Source organism: Caulobacter vibrioides (assembly GCF_002310375.3).
Lineage (GTDB): Bacteria > Pseudomonadota > Alphaproteobacteria > Caulobacterales > Caulobacteraceae > Caulobacter > Caulobacter vibrioides_D.
Genome location: NZ_CP023315.3, coordinates 3700774 through 3718753, shown reverse-complemented (window position 1 = coordinate 3718753; position 17980 = coordinate 3700774). Strand labels below are relative to the sequence as shown.

22 protein-coding genes and 1 pseudogene are annotated in these 17980 nt (G+C 66.5%); 15 read left to right on the top strand and 8 right to left on the bottom strand.

What is annotated here, in order from left to right:
- The first annotated feature begins 46 nt into the window (after positions 1-46).
- From CA606_RS17625 to CA606_RS17610, 4 genes are all read left to right on the top strand, one after another.
- The gene (locus tag CA606_RS17625) at positions 47-466 is read left to right on the top strand and encodes a hypothetical protein (RefSeq protein WP_096053347.1); all 420 of its coding nucleotides are present in this window, start codon (positions 47-49) and stop codon (positions 464-466) included.
- Positions 463-909, top strand: a complete 447-nt coding sequence (locus tag CA606_RS17620; protein ID WP_096053348.1) for a hypothetical protein — start codon at positions 463-465, stop codon at positions 907-909. Before CA606_RS17625 ends, CA606_RS17620 begins: the two co-directional genes overlap by 4 nt.
- Before the next feature lie 111 nt (positions 910-1020).
- Entirely contained in the window at positions 1021-1479 is a 459-nt protein-coding gene (locus CA606_RS17615) for a hypothetical protein (protein WP_096053349.1), read from the top strand.
- Positions 1476-2156 (top strand): HTTM domain-containing protein, encoded by a 681-nt coding sequence (locus tag CA606_RS17610; protein ID WP_096053350.1) that lies wholly within the window; start codon positions 1476-1478, stop codon positions 2154-2156. The genes CA606_RS17615 and CA606_RS17610 overlap by 4 nt, the downstream gene beginning before the upstream one ends.
- Here CA606_RS17610 and CA606_RS17605 read toward each other — a convergent pair.
- Positions 2153-3244: a glycosyltransferase family 4 protein gene (locus CA606_RS17605; RefSeq protein WP_096053351.1), complete on the bottom strand. Its 1092-nt coding sequence runs from the start codon at positions 3242-3244 to the stop codon at positions 2153-2155. The genes CA606_RS17610 and CA606_RS17605 overlap by 4 nt on opposite strands.
- A complete protein-coding gene (locus CA606_RS17600; RefSeq protein ID WP_096053352.1) occupies positions 3244-4068 on the bottom strand; it encodes a UDP-2,3-diacylglucosamine diphosphatase in 825 nt (274 codons plus the stop codon). The genes CA606_RS17605 and CA606_RS17600 overlap by 1 nt, the downstream gene beginning before the upstream one ends.
- 280 nt (positions 4069-4348) lie before the next feature.
- Between CA606_RS17600 and CA606_RS17595 the strand changes: the two genes are divergently transcribed.
- Positions 4349-4978, top strand: a complete 630-nt coding sequence (locus tag CA606_RS17595) for a TetR/AcrR family transcriptional regulator (protein WP_096053353.1) — start codon at positions 4349-4351, stop codon at positions 4976-4978.
- 80 nt (positions 4979-5058) lie between these two features.
- On the opposite strand, the gene CA606_RS17590 is transcribed toward CA606_RS17595, so the two are convergent.
- Both CA606_RS17590 and CA606_RS17585 read right to left on the bottom strand, forming a co-directional pair.
- Entirely contained in the window at positions 5059-5589 is a 531-nt protein-coding gene (locus tag CA606_RS17590) for a GNAT family N-acetyltransferase (RefSeq protein WP_096053354.1), read from the bottom strand.
- 92 nt (positions 5590-5681) lie between these two features.
- A complete protein-coding gene (locus CA606_RS17585) occupies positions 5682-6041 on the bottom strand; it encodes a VOC family protein (protein WP_096053355.1) in 360 nt (119 codons plus the stop codon).
- Positions 6042-6251: 210 nt separating this feature from the next.
- On the opposite strand from CA606_RS17585, the gene CA606_RS17580 reads away from it, so the two are divergent.
- Positions 6252-6722: an Lrp/AsnC family transcriptional regulator gene (locus tag CA606_RS17580; RefSeq protein ID WP_096053356.1), complete on the top strand. Its 471-nt coding sequence runs from the start codon at positions 6252-6254 to the stop codon at positions 6720-6722.
- Between the two features lie 244 nt (positions 6723-6966).
- Here CA606_RS17580 and CA606_RS17575 read toward each other — a convergent pair whose 3' ends face one another.
- Positions 6967-7191, bottom strand: a complete 225-nt coding sequence (locus CA606_RS17575; RefSeq protein WP_096053961.1) for a hypothetical protein — start codon at positions 7189-7191, stop codon at positions 6967-6969.
- Between the two features lie 222 nt (positions 7192-7413).
- On the opposite strand from CA606_RS17575, the pseudogene CA606_RS20365 reads away from it, so the two are divergent.
- A pseudogene (locus tag CA606_RS20365) lies at positions 7414-7631 on the top strand (hypothetical protein).
- Between the two features lie 86 nt (positions 7632-7717).
- On the opposite strand, the gene CA606_RS20360 reads toward CA606_RS20365, so the two are convergent.
- Together CA606_RS20360 and CA606_RS17565 are read right to left on the bottom strand one after the other, a co-directional pair.
- Positions 7718-7903 (bottom strand): hypothetical protein, encoded by a 186-nt coding sequence (locus tag CA606_RS20360; RefSeq protein WP_233282213.1) that lies wholly within the window; start codon positions 7901-7903, stop codon positions 7718-7720.
- 95 nt (positions 7904-7998) lie between these two features.
- Complete coding sequence (locus CA606_RS17565) at positions 7999-8466, bottom strand: Lrp/AsnC family transcriptional regulator (protein WP_423752938.1); 468 nt, start codon at positions 8464-8466, stop codon at positions 7999-8001.
- Positions 8467-8591: 125 nt separating this feature from the next.
- On the opposite strand from CA606_RS17565, the gene CA606_RS17560 reads away from it, so the two are divergent.
- From CA606_RS17560 to CA606_RS17540, 5 genes are all read left to right on the top strand, one after another.
- Complete coding sequence (locus CA606_RS17560; RefSeq protein ID WP_096053358.1) at positions 8592-8849, top strand: DUF6356 family protein; 258 nt, start codon at positions 8592-8594, stop codon at positions 8847-8849.
- Positions 8846-9847 carry a putative sulfate exporter family transporter gene (locus CA606_RS17555; protein WP_096053359.1) on the top strand — a complete coding sequence of 334 codons (1002 nt, stop codon included), beginning with the start codon at positions 8846-8848 and terminating at the stop codon, positions 9845-9847. Before CA606_RS17560 ends, CA606_RS17555 begins: the two co-directional genes overlap by 4 nt.
- A gap of 152 nt (positions 9848-9999) precedes the next feature.
- Positions 10000-11451 carry an amino acid permease gene (locus CA606_RS17550; RefSeq protein ID WP_181242916.1) on the top strand — a complete coding sequence of 484 codons (1452 nt, stop codon included), beginning with the start codon at positions 10000-10002 and terminating at the stop codon, positions 11449-11451.
- A 109-nt stretch (positions 11452-11560) separates the two neighbouring features.
- A complete protein-coding gene (locus CA606_RS17545) occupies positions 11561-12709 on the top strand; it encodes an acyl-CoA dehydrogenase family protein (protein ID WP_096053361.1) in 1149 nt (382 codons plus the stop codon).
- Positions 12710-12908: 199 nt separating this feature from the next.
- Positions 12909-14522 (top strand): methyl-accepting chemotaxis protein, encoded by a 1614-nt coding sequence (locus CA606_RS17540; protein ID WP_096053362.1) that lies wholly within the window; start codon positions 12909-12911, stop codon positions 14520-14522.
- Between the two features lie 167 nt (positions 14523-14689).
- On the opposite strand, the gene CA606_RS17535 is transcribed toward CA606_RS17540, so the two are convergent.
- Complete coding sequence (locus CA606_RS17535; RefSeq protein ID WP_096053363.1) at positions 14690-15001, bottom strand: hypothetical protein; 312 nt, start codon at positions 14999-15001, stop codon at positions 14690-14692.
- Between the two features lie 297 nt (positions 15002-15298).
- On the opposite strand from CA606_RS17535, the gene CA606_RS17530 reads away from it, so the two are divergent.
- From CA606_RS17530 to CA606_RS17520, 3 genes are read left to right on the top strand one after another with little or no spacing between them, the layout of a single operon-like run.
- On the top strand, positions 15299-17314 hold the full coding sequence (locus tag CA606_RS17530) for a methyl-accepting chemotaxis protein (RefSeq protein WP_181242674.1): 2016 nt from the start codon (positions 15299-15301) through the stop codon (positions 17312-17314).
- The gene (locus CA606_RS17525) at positions 17314-17601 is read left to right on the top strand and encodes an STAS domain-containing protein (protein WP_096053365.1); all 288 of its coding nucleotides are present in this window, start codon (positions 17314-17316) and stop codon (positions 17599-17601) included. The genes CA606_RS17530 and CA606_RS17525 overlap by 1 nt, the downstream gene beginning before the upstream one ends.
- Positions 17598-17963, top strand: coding sequence for a response regulator (locus CA606_RS17520; protein WP_010918320.1), 366 nt, complete (start codon positions 17598-17600; stop codon positions 17961-17963). The genes CA606_RS17525 and CA606_RS17520 overlap by 4 nt, the downstream gene beginning before the upstream one ends.
- Positions 17964-17980: the final 17 nt, after the last annotated feature.

Genomic DNA, 17980 nt, shown 5'->3' with positions numbered 1-17980 from the left:
TGGTTTTCCCAGGGAGCAGGCGAGGCGCGAGCCCCGTTGACCTCCCATGAATGCTCTTGCTTTCGCCATGCCGCGCGCCCGCCGCACCGCCGATGATCTCGCCCGCGAGCTCGTCGCGCGCTTTATGCGCGTGGCGCTGGTGGCGCTTGGCCTGGTGTTCATCGCCGGCGGCGCGCTGATCGCGCCGCTGCCGGGCCCGATGGGCCTGCCGCTGACGGTCATCGGCCTGATGCTGGTGCTGCGCAACTCGTTCAAGGCCCGCAAGCAGTTCGTCCGCTTCCAGCAGGCTCACCCCAAGCTGATCTTCCCGATCCGTCGCCTGCTGCGCCGCGAGCCCGAGGTCATTCCCGTGGCGTGGCAACAGGCGTTGCGCATCGAGCGCATCGTCATGCCGCGCAAGTGGCGCGTGGGCGTGCGCTGGCGCAAGTCGCTGAAACGGCGCGCTCGCAAGCACGCGGACCGGTGACGGCCGCCACCCAAGCTCTAGACGGCATCAAGCACAAGGTCCGGCGCCGCGCGCGGCTGGCCCTGCTGCTGCGTGAAGCCGCCGCCCGCGCGTTTCGCTGGGCGGCCATCGGCCTTGGAGCCCTGGTCATCCTGGCCGGCGCCATCCTGACGCCTCTGCCCGGGCATGTGGGCCTGCCGCTGCTGGTCGTGGGCCTGATGATCGTGCTGCGTTACTCGTTCCAGGCCCGCAAGCAGTTCATCCGCTTGCAGCGCCGCCATCCCAAGCTGGTGTTCCCGATCCGCCGCCTGATGCGCCGCGAGCCCGAGGTGCTGCTGGTCGTCTGGCAACAGATGCTGCGCACCGAGAAGCTCGTGTTGCGCAAGGCCCGCTGGCGCTTGCTGAAGAAAACCCGCAAACGCGTGCGCCGCTACGTGGCGCGGCAGACGGCGAAGGCGGCGTAGGGCCGGCCAGCCTGGGCGGTTGTCCGAGTCACTCGCAGCGCTGTAGCTTGGTGGCGACCAAGGACTTCCGATGTCTGCTCGATCCGCCGCCCGCCCGTCAGGCGCCAGGCCATGACGCCTGCACAGCTCCTCGCGCCGCTGAAGCTTCTGGCCCCGGCCCTGGTTCCGTCGTGGAACTTCTTCGACGTCATCGCGCCGGCGCCGCGCGTCGAGTACGCCCTGCTGGCCTCGCCCGGCGACACCAGCGGGACCTGGCAGGTGTTTCGACCAAGGCCGGCGCGGGTGTCCCTGCCTGAGATGTTGCAGCGCCTGGTCTGGAATCCGCGCTGGAACCAGACCCTCTTCGTGATGAGCTGCGCCGAGCGGCTGGCCGAGGACCGCACGCCCGAACACAGCGAAGCCGAGCTCTTCAAGCGCATCGCCGCCGATCTGGCGGCCGAGCCGCAGGACCCCGCGCGGCCGTGGCTGTGCTTCCGTCTCGTGTTCGTCCACCGCGAGGGCGAGACCCTGACCGAGGAGGTCATGGTCCAGCCCGCGCCGCGGCGGCTGGCGGAGATCGACATCCGATGAGCCTGGAGCTGGCCCGTCGCCTCGTCGAGATCCTGCTGGCCCTGGCGCTGATCCAGCAGAGCCTGGAGCACCTGCGCGGGTTCCGCGATGAGCGCGTCCTGTTCGGCGCGCGGATCGTCCTGGCGGTCCTAGTGCTGGCGGGCGTCGCTGGCCCCTGGCCGCTGGTCGGGCTGGCGGGTTTGTCGCTGCTGATCCTGCACCGCTTCCAGGGGCCCTATAACGGCGGCAGCGACCGGATGGGGCTCTTGATCCTCTGGTGCCTGGCGCTGTCGAGCCTGGCGCCGACCCCGATCCTGGCCGAGCTGGCCTTCGGCTATCTGGGGGCGCAGCTGACCCTGTCCTATTTCATCTCAGGCTGGGTCAAGGTGGTGAACCCCGACTGGCGCTCGGGGCGGGCGCTAAGGGACGTCTTCCAGTTCTCGGCCTATCCGGTGGCCGAGAGCCTGCGCGGCTTCGCCGACCGACCTCGGCTCTTGCGAGCCATGTCCTGGGGCGTGATGGGCTTTGAGCTTGTGTTCCCGCTGACCCTGCTGTGGCCGCCGGCCCTGATGGTCGGTCTGGTCGTGGCCGGAACCTTCCACCTGGCCAACGCCTGCCTGTTCGGGCTCAACCGCTTCTTCTGGACGTGGCTGAGCGCCTATCCGGCGATCCTGTGGCTGCAGGGGCGGGTGTTTTAAGCCGCCGTCTTCTTGCGCAGGCGCGCCAGGCGCCGCAGTCGCCGCCAGAAGCGGGTCTTTTCCGGTTCCGGATAGGGCTGCAGGTTGCGGAAGAACTCCTCGGCGCAGGCGCGCCACGAGAACCGTTCGGCGAACTTGCGCACCACGGTGCGGTCCAGATCCAGGCACGCCAGGCACGCCTCGCGAAGGCCTTCGGTCTGGCCCGGCGCCAGGACGCCGGCATTGGAGCCGGGGATGATGTCCACCGGACCCGGGGCCGAGAACGCCGCCACCGGCACGCCGGCGGCCATGGCTTCCAGGATGACGAGGCCGAAAGTGTCGGTGAGCGACGGGAAGCAGAACACGTCGGCGCAGCCGAAATAGCGACCCAGCTCGTCTCCGAACTTGGCGCCCAGGAACTTCACCTCGGGATACTTCTCGGCCAGCTCTTCGCGCTGGGGCCCATCGCCGATCACGACCTTGGTGCCCGGCAAATCAAGGCTGGCGAAGGCCTCGATGTTCTTCTCCACGGCCACCCGGCCGACATTGAGGAAGATCGGCCGCGCCAGGCCCTCGAACAGGTCCGGTTCGTCCGGCTGGCGGGGCTTGAAGATGTCGGTGTCCACCCCGCGCGACCACGGCGAGAGGTTGCGGAAGCCGTGCTTGGCCAGCTCGTCGCGCATGGTCGGCGTGGCCACCATCAGACGGCCCGACGGCTTGTGGAACCAGCGCATGTAGGTGTAGCCGGCCGCCAGCGGCAGCGGCAGGCGCGCCGAGACATATTCGGGGAACTTGGTATGGTAGCTGGTGGTGAACGGCAGCTTCCATTCCAGGCAGATCCGCCGCGCGGCCAGGCCGATCGGCCCCTCGGTGGCGATGTGGATCGCCTCGGGCTCGAACAGCTTGAAGCGCTCCTGCACCGGTTCATAGGCGCCGATGGCCAGCTTGATTTCCGGATAGGTCGGCAGCGGGAAGGTCGGGAATTGGTCAGGACTGACCACGTCGACCACGTGGCCCATGGCCCGCAACTCTTCAGTCACACGGCTCAGGGTCCGAACCACCCCGTTGACCTGGGGCTCCCACGCATCGGTCGCAAGCAGTATTCGCATCAGGCGGCGGCCGGCTCCGGCATCGGCTCGTCGGAGGACCGGGCGGGCGCGCGGTCGATCACCGACCACGACCGCACCTTGGCCCATTCGACGATCTCGAGGCGGCCGTCGGCGTGCTCGGCCAGGGCCGTGCAGCTTTCCACCCAGTCGCCGTCGTTGACGTAGTGAATGCCGTCGATGTCGCGCATCTCGGCCTTGTGGATGTGACCACAGATCACGCCGTCCACCCCGCGACGTCGGGCTTCATCGGCCACGGCGGCCTCGAAGTTCTCGATGAACTGCAACGCGTTCTTCACCTTGACCTTCAGATAGGCCGAGAAACTCCAGTATCCGAACCCCAGGCGACGCCGCAGGCGATTCACCAAAGTGTTCAGCATGAGGATGGTTCTATAGGACCAATCCCCGAGGAAGGCGAGCCACTTGGCGTGCTGCACCACGCCGTCGAACTCGTCGCCGTGCACGACGAGGTAGCGCTTGCCCTCGGCGGTCTCGTGGATCACGTCACGAGCCACCACCACGCCGCCGAAGTGGACGCCGCAGAACTCGCGCACGCCGTCATCGTGGTTGCCGGGCACATAGATCACCTCGGTGCCCTTGCGGGCCATGCGCAGGATCTTCTGCACCACGTCGTTGTGGGTCTGGGGCCAGTGCCAGCCGCCGCGCAGCTTCCAGCCGTCGATGATGTCGCCGACCAGATAGAGCTTGTCGCACTCGATATGGCGGATGAAGTCCAGCAACAGCTCAGCCTGGCAACCGCGCGTGCCCAGGTGCAGGTCGCTGATGAACACGGCGCGATAGTGGCGGATGTCGATATGGGCGCTCATGGTCGAATCCCCCCGGGATGAACCCCTCGCGGCCGCCGAGTGATCGCTCCGTCCCCGGATCGGCGCGACGGCGGCCAGTGGGTGGCGATTAAGCCGATTGCATGTCGCTTTGATGAAGCCCGCCCCTGCGCCCGCGTCCCGCTGAGGCTTCCCTAAGGTTAGCCTGGAAAACGCGCAGTTTCGACTAAACTGTCAAAAACCCCGCCCTGCGCCGGAGCCTTTCGCGGCAAGGGCCCGTCTGCCTGTTGCGGTGCAGCATCGCCCGCACTAGATCAAGCCGATGGACGCCGCCCGCCTCGCCAAGGACACCAGAAAGTCACAGAAGACCCGCGCGCGGATTCTGGACCGGGCCATGCACCTGATCGCCGAGATCGGCTATCACGCGGCCACCAATCCTGCGATCGCTGACGCGGCCGGCCTGACGCGCGGGGCGATGCTCTACCACTTCCCCACCCGTGAGGCCCTGGTCGAGGCCGCTGTGGCCCATATCCAGGCCGAGCGCTCGGCCCTGTTCCGCGCCGCCGCCGACAGCCTGCCGGCCGGCGCCGACGTCACCGAGCATGCGATCGACAGCTACTGGGACCTGCTGCACAGTGTCCCCTTCACCGCCTTCGCCGAGCTGGAGGCCGCCGGCCGCACCGACCCGGCCATCCACGCGCTGCTGGCCCCGGCGCAGGCCGAGTTCGACCGCGCCCAGGCCGGCGATCACTTCCTGAAGATTCTCCACGCGGGTGCGGGTCCCCGCTTCCAGGCCAGCCGGGACCTTGCCCGGTTCATGCTGGAGGGCCTGGCGCGCACGACACTGACCTATGACAAGGACGGCCGGAAAGAGCGCCTGCTGGCGGTGATCAAGCGGGCCACGCACATGCTCAACCGCAAGGGCGACGTGCAGGATCTCTGGCCGGAGTAGGGGGCGACGCGCCTGCTGCAGCGTCCCTCGGGGCTAGACCGCTCACGACCCTGGACGGACCTTTCACCGCGCCCGCACCGTCATCCGTCAGGACATTCCGCAGCGCGTTCAGGCGGCGGGATCAGCGAGTAGCGCTTGCCGATGCGATCGACCAGGACACCGTCCTTGAGCGGCACGCCTGGGCGGACGGTGTGGTCCGCGAACCCCATGCGGCTGTAAAAAGCCAGGCCCCCCGCATTATCGGCTCGGATCGTGGCGTTGATGGCGACCAGTGCCTGCCGGCGCGCCTCGACGCGTGTGGCGGCGAAGAGCGCCGAGCCGACACCGCGTTGGACGTTTCCCATGCGGGCGAAGGTGCCGATATCGCCGACGTCCTTTGGCAGGCTCGGATCGCGGCCCACAGTCTGAAAACCTTCGAGGCGACCGGAGGCCCGGTTGATGGCGACGAAGCAGCAGATGACGTTGGTTCCGGTAAGATAGGCTTCGGCCAGGGCTTGGGGCGTAAACCGCTCCTCAAGCGCCGTCGTACCGCCATGCGCGATGATCTGGTTGAGCAGATCGGCGAGTTCGGGGGCGTCCTGCGGACGGACAGGCCTTACGTCCAATTCCATCTGTTTTCCTAACTGGCGCGTCGAAGCGGCGTACAAGGTCTGAGGGATCGGGCTTTGGGATTGAAGCAGGCGTCTGGCGTTGGCGACGCCTGTCATTCCGCCTGATGGCAGACGAACTCGACGAGTCTTCCGTCCGGGTCGCGCAGATAGCCGGCGTAGTAGTTCGGGTGGACGTGCGGGGCTAAGGCCGGCGCGCGGTCGAGCTGATGTCCCGCCGCCTTAGCGCGCCGGTAGACCTCATCCACGACCCTGCGGCTGGAAGCGCCGAACGCGAAGTGGACGTTCGACGATGGCTCGCCCTCGACGAAGAACAGATCAAGAGAGGTCCCGTCGCCGTAGCCCTTCGCCGCGCCGTCGACTTTCAAGACGTATCCCAAGGGCGCAAGGACATCGCCGTAGAAGCGCTGATGCGCCTGGATGTCTCGCGTGCGCAGTTCAAGATGGTCGATCATTGAGAGTCTCCAGGATGGATCATGGCAGGGCCGCTTCGGCGCTGATCATCAGGACACGACCGCACGCGCCGTAGGGCGCGCGGGCCGGGTTGATGAACAAGGGAGCCCCCGCGAAGGCAATCTGGAGCGTAGCGACTCTTCGTGCGGCCTGGCCGCAAAGATCGCTGAAAATGCGTTGTCAAACGCACGGGATTCGAGTTTTTGCGCGTTATGACTGACGACAACGCTCTGGACGATTTTGATCGGCGGATCCTGCGGCGCCTGCAGGTGGACGCTCGGGCGACGGGCGAGGAAATCGGCGCGGAGATCGGTCTCTCCGCCGCCGCCGTGCAGCGCCGTATCAAGCGCCTGCGCAAGCTGCGTGTGATCGCCGCTGAGGTCGCGGTCCTGGATCCTGTCGCGATCGGACTGCCGATGACCTTCATCGTCAGTGTTGAGCTTGAGCGCGAGCGGGCCGATATGCTGGACGCGTTCCGCAAGGCCGTCCGCGCCGACCCGAACGTGCAACAGTGCTACTATGTGACCGGGGCGGCCGATTTCATCCTGATCGTGCTGGCCCGCGACATGGCCGATTTCGAGGCTGTCTCCCGCCGGCTCCTGTTCGACAACAGCAACGTGCGCCGCTTCAGCACCAACGTGGTGATGTCCCGAGACAAGGCGGGCAGCGTCTTACCTGTTTGAAGGGCTTGCGAGCACGCGATCGACAGCGATTGGGACCTTCTGCGCAGCGTCCCCGTCACGCGGGCGCTGGTTCGCGCTTCCAGGCCAGCTGTGACCTCGCCCGTTTCATGCTGAAGACGGCTATCGACTCTGGGCGTCCCTGCGTCCTGCGAGGTGCGCGCCAAAGGCGAGCCTCGAAGGACGCGCTGAGGCCGCCAAATCACCCTGAGCAGAGTTCTAACCTGTCCGCGTCTGCGGCCTTCGTTCACCCAGCGCGTTCGGCCGTCCACGGCTTGAACAGCGCGATCCACAGCGCCAGCACGGCGACATAGGCGGCCAACTGCGCCTCTAGGGACATCGGGCCGAGGCTCCCGTGCAGCACGGCGACCAGCGTCACCCAGAGCGGGATGGCGTTGGCGACGCAGGCCAGCCAGGCCGAGAGGCTTTGGCTGCGATCGAAGGGCGCGGTGGTGGCGCGAGGTTTGGACATCGTCTCCCGCTCCGGGGTGAAACCGAGGTTCACCCAAGCGCGCGCGGTCCCGCGTATCAAACCAGTTCCGCTGAGGCAGGTGATAGCCCGGCTGAAGGGCGGCCCCCGCGACGGGGATTGGCGGGGTTCAATCCCCGCGTTTTCGCGCTGAGACACCAACAAGATCAGAGGCTTGCGACTTTCCTGCGCCGCTCCGTCCCCGGCGTTGAAATCGCCCCCATACTGGTCCCACCTCGTCGCGAGGAAGGGGCGCATGGCCAGCGACCATTTGCGGCGGCGGGGGGCGGTCGAGCGGGGACAGGTTCGAGGGGGATACTCGAGCGGTCCGGGGATCTGGTTGCTGGCCAGACCCGCCCGCCGTCGGCGTGGTTGGGGGAAAGGGTTCGTCCCTCTTCGATCGCCGGGCGGCTCCGGAAACGGAAGCGCTCGGGTCCCGGTAAGGCCTGAACAGGGCCACCTTCCCGGGAGGCTGACGGATAACGGCTGCGCGGAGCGTCCTGGCTTCGTCGAAACGGTAACAACACACTCACACTCCGGACGGATGTCCGGCGCTCCGCAGCCCTTTCCGAACCTTCAGCGAGTGATCGCGTGAGGCCGTTGAGGCGCGCCCCCTCCCCTCGATGGGTAGGGGTAGGGGTGGGGTGATCTCGGCGGTCGAGGCCGCGCGCCGCCGCCGGCTCAGCAGGTCACCCCACCCCCGGCCCTTCCCCATCAAGGGGAAGGGAGGTTTCTTGGGAGTTCTAAGCGGGAACGCAGCATGGATGCCTCAATCCTCCCCCGCTGGGGGGAGGATTTTAGACCCGCCCCTCAGGTCGGGGCGATCGGCAGGGCCGTCGTGAACTTGATCTGTTCCATGGCGAAGCTGGACGAGACGTCGGTCAGCGGGGCGGTGGCGATCAGGCGTTTGTAGAATCGGTCATAGGCGGCGATGTCCTTGACCACGACCTTGAGGAGATAATCGACATCGCCGCTCATCCGATAGAACTCGACCACCTCGGGCAGGGCGCTGGCGCCGGCGGCGAACAGGGTCAGCCAGCCCTCGTCGTGGCGACCGGTCTTGACGGCGACGAAGACGGTCAGGCCCAGGTCCAGGGCCTCGCGGTCCAAGAGGGCGACGCGGGCGGTGATGACGCCGGCGTCCTGCAGGCGGCGCACCCGCTTCCAGCAGGGGGTTTGGCTCAGACCCACCCGCTCGGCCAGCTCGGCGATCGGGACGGTGGCGTCCTCCTGCAGGATGGCCAGAAGGCGGCGATCGATTTGATCGAGATCAATCATCTCGAATTCCGAGTCTGGAGAGAACAAAATTCTCCATATCGCGGAAATGGTAACCTTTCAAACAATGCCTTTCTCCGAATCCGCGCCATTCTAGAACGCTCCAGTTTCAACCAGTGGGGGCTTCCATGGACCTGTCGTTCACGCGTCATCCCAAGTCGGTCGGCGAGAGCTATGGCCAGCACATGGGCGTAGCCTGGAGCTTTGGCTTCACCCTGCTGGGCGCGGGTCTGGCCTGCATCATCCACGGCGTTCTGCCCTTCGCCTTCGAGCGCACCGGCAGCCAGACCGTGCGCCGCCTTCACGAGCGACTGAGCAACCGCTGCGCCAAGGCCGACGCCCACTTCGCCGCCGCCTCGATGAGCGGGGACACCGTCCGCGGATGACCGCCGCGGCCCTGCGCCTGGGCGCCGTCCGCATGGGGCCTGGCCTTCTGGCCGGGCTGCTGATGGCGGTGCTGGCCAAGCTCCTGTCTCAGAGCCTGCACGCCCCGGCGCCGCTGATCGCGGTGGTGCTGGGCATGATGCTGGGCGCGCTGGGCCTGCAGGGGCAGTTGGGCGCGGGTCTCGACGTGTTCGCCAAGCCAGGCCTTAGGCTGGGCGTGGCCATGATGGGCGCCCAGATCAGCTGGAGCGAGTTCGCCGCCCTGGGCGGTCCGGCCGTGCTGGCCAGCGGCGCGGTGGTGCTGGGTGGTCTTGGTATCGGAGCCTTGGCCGGCGCGGCCCTGGGCCTGCCGCTGGCCGAGGCCCTGATCGCCGCGGCCGCCTGCTCGATCTGCGGCGCCTCGGCGGCCTTGGCCGCGTCGCAAGCCGCCCCGTCCAGCCCGGAGAACCAGCGCACGACGGCGCTGGTCATCGTCGGGGTCAATCTGCTGTCCACCGTGGCCATGCTGGCCTATCCGCCGATCGCCAACGCCCTGGGCCTGACCGCCCATCAAGCCGGCGTCTTCTTCGGCCTCTCGATCCACGACGTCGCCCAGGTGGCCGGCGCGGGGGCCTCGGTGTCGCCGGAGGTGGCCGGCACGGCGGCCCTGGCCAAGCTGTCGCGGATCCTGTGGCTGGGTCCGGCCGTGGTGCTGATCGGCCTGATGCTGACCCGCACCGCGCAGGGCGGCCGGGTGTCTGGCCTGCAGGCCCCGCCGCTCTTCGTCTGGGGCTTCGCCGCCCTGGCCGCCGCCCGGGGTCTCAATCTGATCCCGCCGGCCCTGGTGTCGGCCCTGGGCGCCTGTTCGGGCTTCCTGCTGCTGGCCGGTGTGGGGGCCATCTCGGCCAAGCTCGGCCCCAAGGCCCTGCTCGAGGTCAAGCCGCGTCTGGCGATCCTGCTGCTGACGCTCACGGTGGCCGTCGCGATCCTCGCCTACGCCCTGACGAGGATTTTCTTCTAAAAACAAGCCTTGGCTGGGGACGAAACCCACTTCATGGTCCGGATCGAGAGCCTGTCTGCTTCGGATCTCGATCCGAAGCGGTTAAACAGGCTCGCTACTATTTGCAGAGCATGGCGGACGCCGAAACCGCTGACACTTTCGGCTGCCATGCTCTGGTCGGAGGGACCCGAAAAGTGAGCTTCTGGACGCGCCGCAAGGCCATCGACACCATCACCGCTGGCCATGCGGACAGCCATCAACTGAAGAAGACCCTGAGCTGGCCGCACTTGGTGGCCCTGGGCGTCGGGGCCATTGTCGGCACCGGCATCTACACCCTGACTGGGGTCGGGGCGGGTCTGGCCGGGCCGGGCGTGATCCTGTCCTTCCTGATCGCCGGGGCCGTCTGCGCCTGCGCGGCCCTGTGCTACGCCGAGCTGTCGACCATGATCCCGGCCTCGGGCAGCGCCTACACCTACAGCTATGCGGCGATGGGCGAGCCGGTCGCCTGGTTCGTCGGCTGGAGCCTGATCCTCGAATACACCCTGGTCTGCGCGGCGGTGGCGGTCGGCTGGTCGGCCCACGCTCATGGCCTGTTCAAGATGATCGGCTTCCCCGACGCCCTGCTGGCGGGCCCTCACCAGGGCGGACTGATCAACCTGCCGGCCGTCATCATCTCGATGGCGGTGGCGGGCCTTCTGGCCCTGGGCACCCGCGAGAGCGCGACGGTCAACATGGTTCTGGTCTTCGTAAAGATCATCGCCCTGATCGTCTTCGTCGTGCTGTGCCTGCCCGCGTTCAACCTCGAACACTTCACGCCGTTCATGCCAAATGGCTTCCAAGCCCATGTGCCTGAAGGCGCGGCCGCCGACGCCGCCAAGATCGGGGTGATGGCCGCCGCCAGCCTGATCTTCTTCGCCTTCTACGGGTTCGACGCGGTCTCGACCGCCGCTGAGGAGACCAAGAACCCCAAGCGCGACCTGACCATCGGCATCGTCGGCTCGATGGCGGTCTGCACGGCGATCTACATGATCGTCGCCGCCGTCTCGATCGGCGCCTCGCGCACCGAGGTCTTCTCCAAGAGCGAGGCCCCGCTGGTCTTCATCCTGGAGAGCCTGAACCACGGCAAGATCGCCCAGCTGGTCGCCCTGGCCGCCGTCATCGCCCTGCCGACCGTGATCCTGGCCTTCATGTACGGCCAGAGCCGGATCTTCTTCGTGATGGCCCGCGACGGTCTGCTGCCCCGCGCGCTGTCGAAGGTGAACGCCAAGACCGGCACGCCCGTGATGATGACCCTGCTGACCGGCGTCCTGTCGGCGGTGATCTCGGGCCTTTTGTCGCTGAAGGACATCGCCGAGCTCGCCAACGCCGGCACGCTGTGGGCCTTCATCGCCGTGGGCGCCTCGGTGATCCTGCTGCGTCTGCGCGAACCGAACCGTCCGCGGGTGTTCTCCACCCCGCTGTGGCCGATCGTGGCGCCGGCCGGCATCCTGGGCTGCCTCTATCTCTTCGTCAGCCTGCCCGGGAAGACCCAGCTCTACTTCCTCTACGCACACCTGATCGGCGCGCTCATCTATGTCGCCTACGGCATGCGCAAGAGCGTGCTGGCCCAGCAGGAACGGGCGTAAGGGAAGGCTTCCATTCTCGAGGGCCATCGCTACAGTTCCCGGCAAAACAAGCGTTTGACGCCACCCTCGCGGTCTCCGCGAGGGGCCTGGAAATTGGGAGACGATGCGAATGGCCCTCGATCTGGAAACTCGTGAGCAACTGATCGAAACGGTCGCTCGCTTCGTGGCCGAGCGCCTTCGCCCGATCGAGGCCCAGGTGGCCGAGAACGACGCCGTCCCCGACGATGTGATCGAAGAGATGAAGGGGCTTGGCCTCTTTGGCCTCACGATCCCGGAAGAGTTCGGCGGGCTTGGCCTGACCATGGAGGAAGAGGCGCTGGTGGCCATCGAGCTGGGCCGCGCCTCGCCGGCCTTCCGCTCGGTGTTCGGCACCAATGTCGGCATCGGCAGCCAGGGCCTCGTCATGTTCGGCAATGACGAGCAGAAGGCCAAGTGGCTGCCGGGGATCGCCTCGGGCGAAGTGATCACCTCGTTCGCCCTGACCGAGCCGGAAGCCGGTTCTGACAGCGCTGCGGTCCAGACCCGCGCCACCCGGGACGGCGACGACTACATCCTGAACGGCTCCAAGCGCTACATCACCAATGCGGGCAAGGCCTCGCTCTTTACGGTGATGGCGCGGACCAATCCCGACGCCAAGGGCGGGGCGGGAGTCTCGGCCTTCCTGGTGCCGCGAGACTTGCCGGGCCTGACCGTCGGCAAGCCTGAAAAGAAGATGGGCCAGCAGGGCGCCCACATCCACGACGTGACCTTCGATAACGTCCGCGTGCCGGCCTGGAACCGTCTTGGCGCGGAAGGCGAGGGCTTCAAGGTCGCCATGCAGGTGCTGGATCGCGGCCGCCTCCACATCGCCGCCGTTTGCGTCGGGGTCGCTGAGCGCCTGATCGCCGACTGCGTGGCCTATGCCTCCGAACGCAAGCAGTTCGGCCAGCCGATCGCCAGCTTCCAGCTGATCCAGGCGATGATCGCCGACAGCAAGACCGAAGCCCTGGCCGCCAAGGCGCTGGTGCTGGAGACGGCCCGCAAGCGGGACGCCGGGGTCAATGTCACGCTGGAGGCCGCGTCCTCCAAGCTGTTCGCCTCTGAAATGGTCGGCCGCGTGGCGGATCGGGCCGTGCAGGTGTTCGGCGGCGCCGGCTATGTCGCCGACTATGGGATCGAGCGGCTGTACCGCGACGTTCGGATTTTCCGGATCTACGAAGGCACCAGCCAGGTCCAACAATTGATCATCGCACGCGAGACGCTCAAGCGCGGGGGGTGACTGCGGCAACGGGTCGCTGCCCTTCAAAGGGCGGGCCCGTCGGTTGCGAATCCGCCGTGTTTGCTCGTCAGTCTGCGGAAGGACACCAGCAACAAACGTTTGCAACCAAAGGGTTCATGCGGCGAGGTGTCGCAGCCATCGCGGGAAAAGTTAAGCGCTCATTAGGGATAAGGGTTCGAGGATTTCCCCAAGCGAAACAATGGGGACCGCCATGAGCCAGGACTACGCGATCGGTGAACGGACCGCGTTCATGGGGATCGACGACAAGGCCCGATCGGCGCTGCGCGACCTGCGACCTGTGATCCAGGCCGAGATCGGCAAGGCGCTCGACAGCTTCTATGGCAAGGTCCGAGCGACCCCCGAGACTCGCAAGTTCTTCAGCGACGACCGGCATATGGACGCGGCCAGCGCGCGGCAGAAAACGCACTGGAGCGTGATCGCCGAGGGCCAGTTCAGCGAAGACTATGTTCGCGCTGTGCGGGCGATTGGTCAGACCCATGCGCGCATCGGGCTGGAGCCTCGCTGGTACATCGGCGGCTATGCGGTCGTCGGCGATCATCTGGTTCGCGCCGTGATCGACTCCATGTGGCCCAAGGGCTTCCTGGCGAAGGCGGGCTCTGAACGCGCCGGCGAGGCGGCGGCCGCTCTGATGAAGGCGATTTTCCTGGATATGGACTTCGCCATTTCGATCTACCTGGAAACGCTCGATAACGAGCGTCAACGCCTGGAGGCGGAGCGCAAGACCGCTCAGGCGCGGCAGGAGCATGTCGTCACCCTGCTGGCCGAAGCGCTGGACCGCCTCGCCGCCGGCGATCTGCTGGCGCGGCTCGACGGTGATGTCTGCAGCGAATTCCAGAAGCTCAAGGATGACTTCAACCACGCCGTGAGCCTGCTGGATCAGGCGATGTGCGGGGTCGGGGGGGCGACCGATGGCATCCGCTCCAGCACCGACGAAATCAGCGTCGCGGCCGACGACCTGTCGCGCCGTACCGAACAGCAGGCGGCGAGTCTCGAGGAGACCGCCGCAGCCCTCGACCAGATCACCGCCACGGTGCGGCGCTCGGCCGAGGGCGCCAAGCAGGCCCAGGATGTGGTCGCCGGCGCCAAGACAGACGCCGAGCGCTCCGGGGCGGTCGTCAACCAGGCGGTCTCGGCGATGGGCGAGATCGAAACCAGCTCCCGCGAGATCGGCAACATTATCGGCGTCATCGACGAGATCGCCTTCCAGACGAACCTGTTGGCGCTCAACGCCGGGGTCGAGGCGGCGCGCGCCGGCGAAGCCGGCAGGGGTTTCGCGGTCGTCGCCCAGGAAGTCAGGGCGCTGGCCCAGCGTTCGGCTGACGCGGCCAAGGAGATCAAGGCGCTGATCAACACCTCGACCAGGCAGGTCGAGGCGGGGGTTGCGCTCGTGGGGCAGACGGGTGACGCGCTGCGCGGCATCGTGGCGAAAGTCGCCGAAATCGATGAGCTGATCGCCCAGATCTCGGTCTCCGCCCAGGAACAGTCGAGCGGCCTGCACGAGGTCAATACGGCCGTGAACCAGATGGATCAGGTCACCCAGCAGAACGCCGCCATGGTCGAGCAGACAACGGCGGCGACGCACTCGCTGAAGACCCAGACCAGCGAACTGGTCAGGCAGGTGGAGTCCTTCCAGACCTCTGGGGGGCGCCGGCTTGCGGCGCAACCGTCTCCGCCCCCCGCCGAGATGACGCCACCGGCGCGTTCGCCGCGTCCGCAGAGCCGGCCCGGCGGCGCACCGGTGTCTCGCGGCGCAACGGCGGTTGCGCTCAAAGAGGAGTGGGAGGAGTTCTAGCCTCCACGCCTGGAAGACTTTTCGAAAACAAAAGGCCGCGTCAAAACGACGCGGCCCTTTTGTTTTGCGCTATCCGTCGCCCAGGGTTTCCAGACCTGCGCCAGACAGCAGAACGCCCCCGCCGAACAAGTCGACGGGGGCGTTCCGTATACCGAGCGGGTGGACGCTTACGCGCCGCCCGGGAAGCGGAACGGAACCTTCACAGTGCCGGTCTTGGCGCCCATCGGGAGCTTTTCAGCGATGCACATCGCGGCCTTGTCGAAGCCCTTGCCGGCTGCGCTGTTGTCGACGACCTTGCAGTCCGACAGCTTGCCGCCGTCAGCATTGCACTCGAGCATGACTTGCGCGGCGTCGCGAGTATTCGCGTGCTGCTGCAGACAACGGCTCATTTGGTCTTCGAAGCCGCCAGCGGCCGAAGCGACCTGAGCGACAAACAAGCTGCCAGCGATTCCCGCGGCAATAGCGATCGGATATTTCATCCCGCTGCTCCTAGTAATGAATTCACGTCCCTTGGACGACGCGCCAACCGGACGCAGCAGCAAATTCGCAGGCTCGCGTTAAAATAGTCTGAGTCGCTGGGTAATATTCGCAGTTTACTTTCAGGTAACCATGCGGCGCTGCTTTGGAGACTCTCGTCGCGCCTGGGCGGGGCCTGCAGAATCCGCAGGTCGGGAGCTGCGACCAAACGACCGCCTGATCCAAAATGGGACGAAAAACGCCCGCTTCCTTTAACCAAGTCAGAGTCTGTTAGGACTCTATCGGGATTATCACCTTTCATGTTGGCGATCCGTGGGCACGGGGCGCTGGTTGGAGGGGACCTCGCGATGAAACGAATTCGTCTCGTCGATCTACCATTGATCATCAAAATCGGCTTCGCGCCGGCATTCGCGCTATTGATGCTGGCCGTGATGGCCGGCGGGGCCATTGTCGTCCAGAAGAGCCAATCCGCTGCTCTGCAGCAGGTCGTGGAAAACGACATGCGTCAGAACCTGGAGATCGAGCGGATCTCCAAGCGCATCTCGAACATCAACGGCGAGCTTTTCGTCGTGATGACCCACAAGGCCGGCAACATCGACGTCGACAAGAATGACGCGCGCATGGCCGCCGTCCTCGCCGAGACGGATGCGGTCAAAAAGGATCTGCTGGCGCTGAAGAGCAAGCTGCCGGCCGCCGAGCAGCCGAAGATCGCCGAACTCATCAAGTCGCTTGAAGAGTGCCGCAGCGCCATCGACACCGTCAGCGGCATGATCGGCGTCGACTTCAACATGGCGGCCGGTTTCATCGCGCCGTTCGAAGAGCAGTACGCCAAGATGACCGGCCAGCTGGACCAGGTCGTCGCCGCCGCCAACAAGCGGGTCGAGGCGGAAACCTCCAAGCATCAGGCCGAAGCGACCGCAGCCATGAGCGTGACGATCATCATGTCGCTGCTCACCTTGGCCACCGTCGGCGCCCTGGCTTTCCTGACGGTCATGACGACCCGCAAGTCGATCAACGACATCGCGGCCGCGACCGATAAGCTGTCGAAGGGCGACAACGGCATCGATCTCGAGAAACTGACGCGCGGCGACGAGCTTGGCGCCATCGTCACGGCTCTCAAGGTCTTCCGCGACAACCAGCTGCATCTTGAGCAGCTGCGCGCCGATCAGGAAAAGACCGCCGCCCTCACGGCGGACGAACGTCGCGCCAAGGAAGCCGCCGCCGCCGCCCAGGAAGCCTCCTTGGTGGTGTCGAACCTGGCCGAGGGCCTGGAGAAGCTGGCTTCGGGCGACCTGACCTTCCGCGTGACCGCTGACTTCCCCGGCGACTATCGCAAGCTGAAGGACGACTTCAACGCCGCCATGGGCTCTCTGCAGGAGACGATGAAGGTCATCGCCGCCTCGACCGACGGCCTGCGCACCGGCGCCGACGAGATCGCCCACGCCTCCGACGATCTGTCGCGTCGCACCGAGCAACAGGCCGCGAGCCTGGAGCAAACCGCCGCTGCGCTAGACGAGCTGACCGCCACGGTGCGCCGCACCGCCGCCGGCGCCCGTCAGGCCTCGGACGTTGTCTCCACCACCCGTGGCGAAGCGACGCATAGCGGCCAGGTCGTGCACCAGGCAGTCTCGGCCATGGGCGAGATCGAGAAGAGCTCGGGCCAGATCAGCCAGATCATCGGGGTCATCGACGAAATCGCCTTCCAGACCAACCTCCTGGCCCTGAACGCCGGTGTTGAGGCCGCCCGTGCGGGTGAAGCCGGCCGCGGCTTCGCGGTGGTCGCGCAGGAAGTCCGCGCGCTGGCTCAACGCTCCGCCGAAGCCGCCAAGGAGATCAAGACCCTGATCTCCAGCTCGACCCAACAGGTCAGCCAAGGCGTGAGCCTGGTCGGCCAAACGGGCGAGGCGCTGCAGCGGATCGTCACGAAGGTCGGCGAGATCGACGCCCTGGTCACCGAGATCGCAGCGTCCGCCGCGGAACAGGCGACCGGCCTGAACGAAGTGAACACCGCCGTGAACCAGATGGATCAGGTCACCCAGCAGAACGCCGCCATGGTCGAGCAATCGACCGCCGCGACGCACTCGCTGAAGGGTGAGACTGGCGAGCTGGTCCGTCTGATGGCCCGCTTCCAAGTGGGGGGCGGTTCATCGTCCTACACCCGTCCGGCGGTTGCTGACGCGGGTCAACACGCCCCGGCGCGCAATCCGGTGGCCGAGCAACAGGCGCGTCTGAACACCTTCGCCCGTCCGGGCCGAAGCAGTGGTTCGGCGGCCGTCGCCCAGGCCCCCGCCGCCGATGGTTGGGAGGAATTCTGATGGTCGCCGCGATCTCGCTGCCTGAAAACCTGGATTTGAAGGCTGCGGCCCCTCTGAAGGCGGCCTTCCTCGAGCGTCGCGGCGCCGAGATCATCATCGAAGCCGATCAGGTTCGCCGCCTCGGCGGGTTGTGCCTGCAAGTGTTGCTGGCCGCCCGCAAGGCTTGGGACCAGGACGGCCATCCCTTCTCCATCAAGGGGCCTTCCGAGGCCTTTGTCGAAACCACCCGTCTATTTGGCGCCGCAGGGGCGCTCCTTTCGGCGGAATTCCAAGGAGCTGAATCGTGACGCGTACGGTTCTCACGGTCGATGATTCCCGGACGATGCGGGACATGCTGCGCATGGCTCTCGCCGGCGCCGGCTTCAATGTGGTCGAGGCGGTGGACGGCGAGCATGGTCTCGAAGTCCTGTCCGCGCATCGCCCCGATGTGATCATCACCGACATCAACATGCCCAAGCTTGACGGCTTCGGCTTCATCGAGGCGGTGCGCGTCGACGACGACTACCGCGCGATCCCGATCCTGGTGCTGACGACCGAAAGCGACCCGGCCAAGAAGCAGCGGGCTCGCGAAGCCGGCGCGACGGGCTGGATCGTCAAGCCGTTCAATCCGGAAAAGCTCGTCGACGCGATCCGCCGCGTCGCCGCCTGATCCCGATCGCGGTTTCA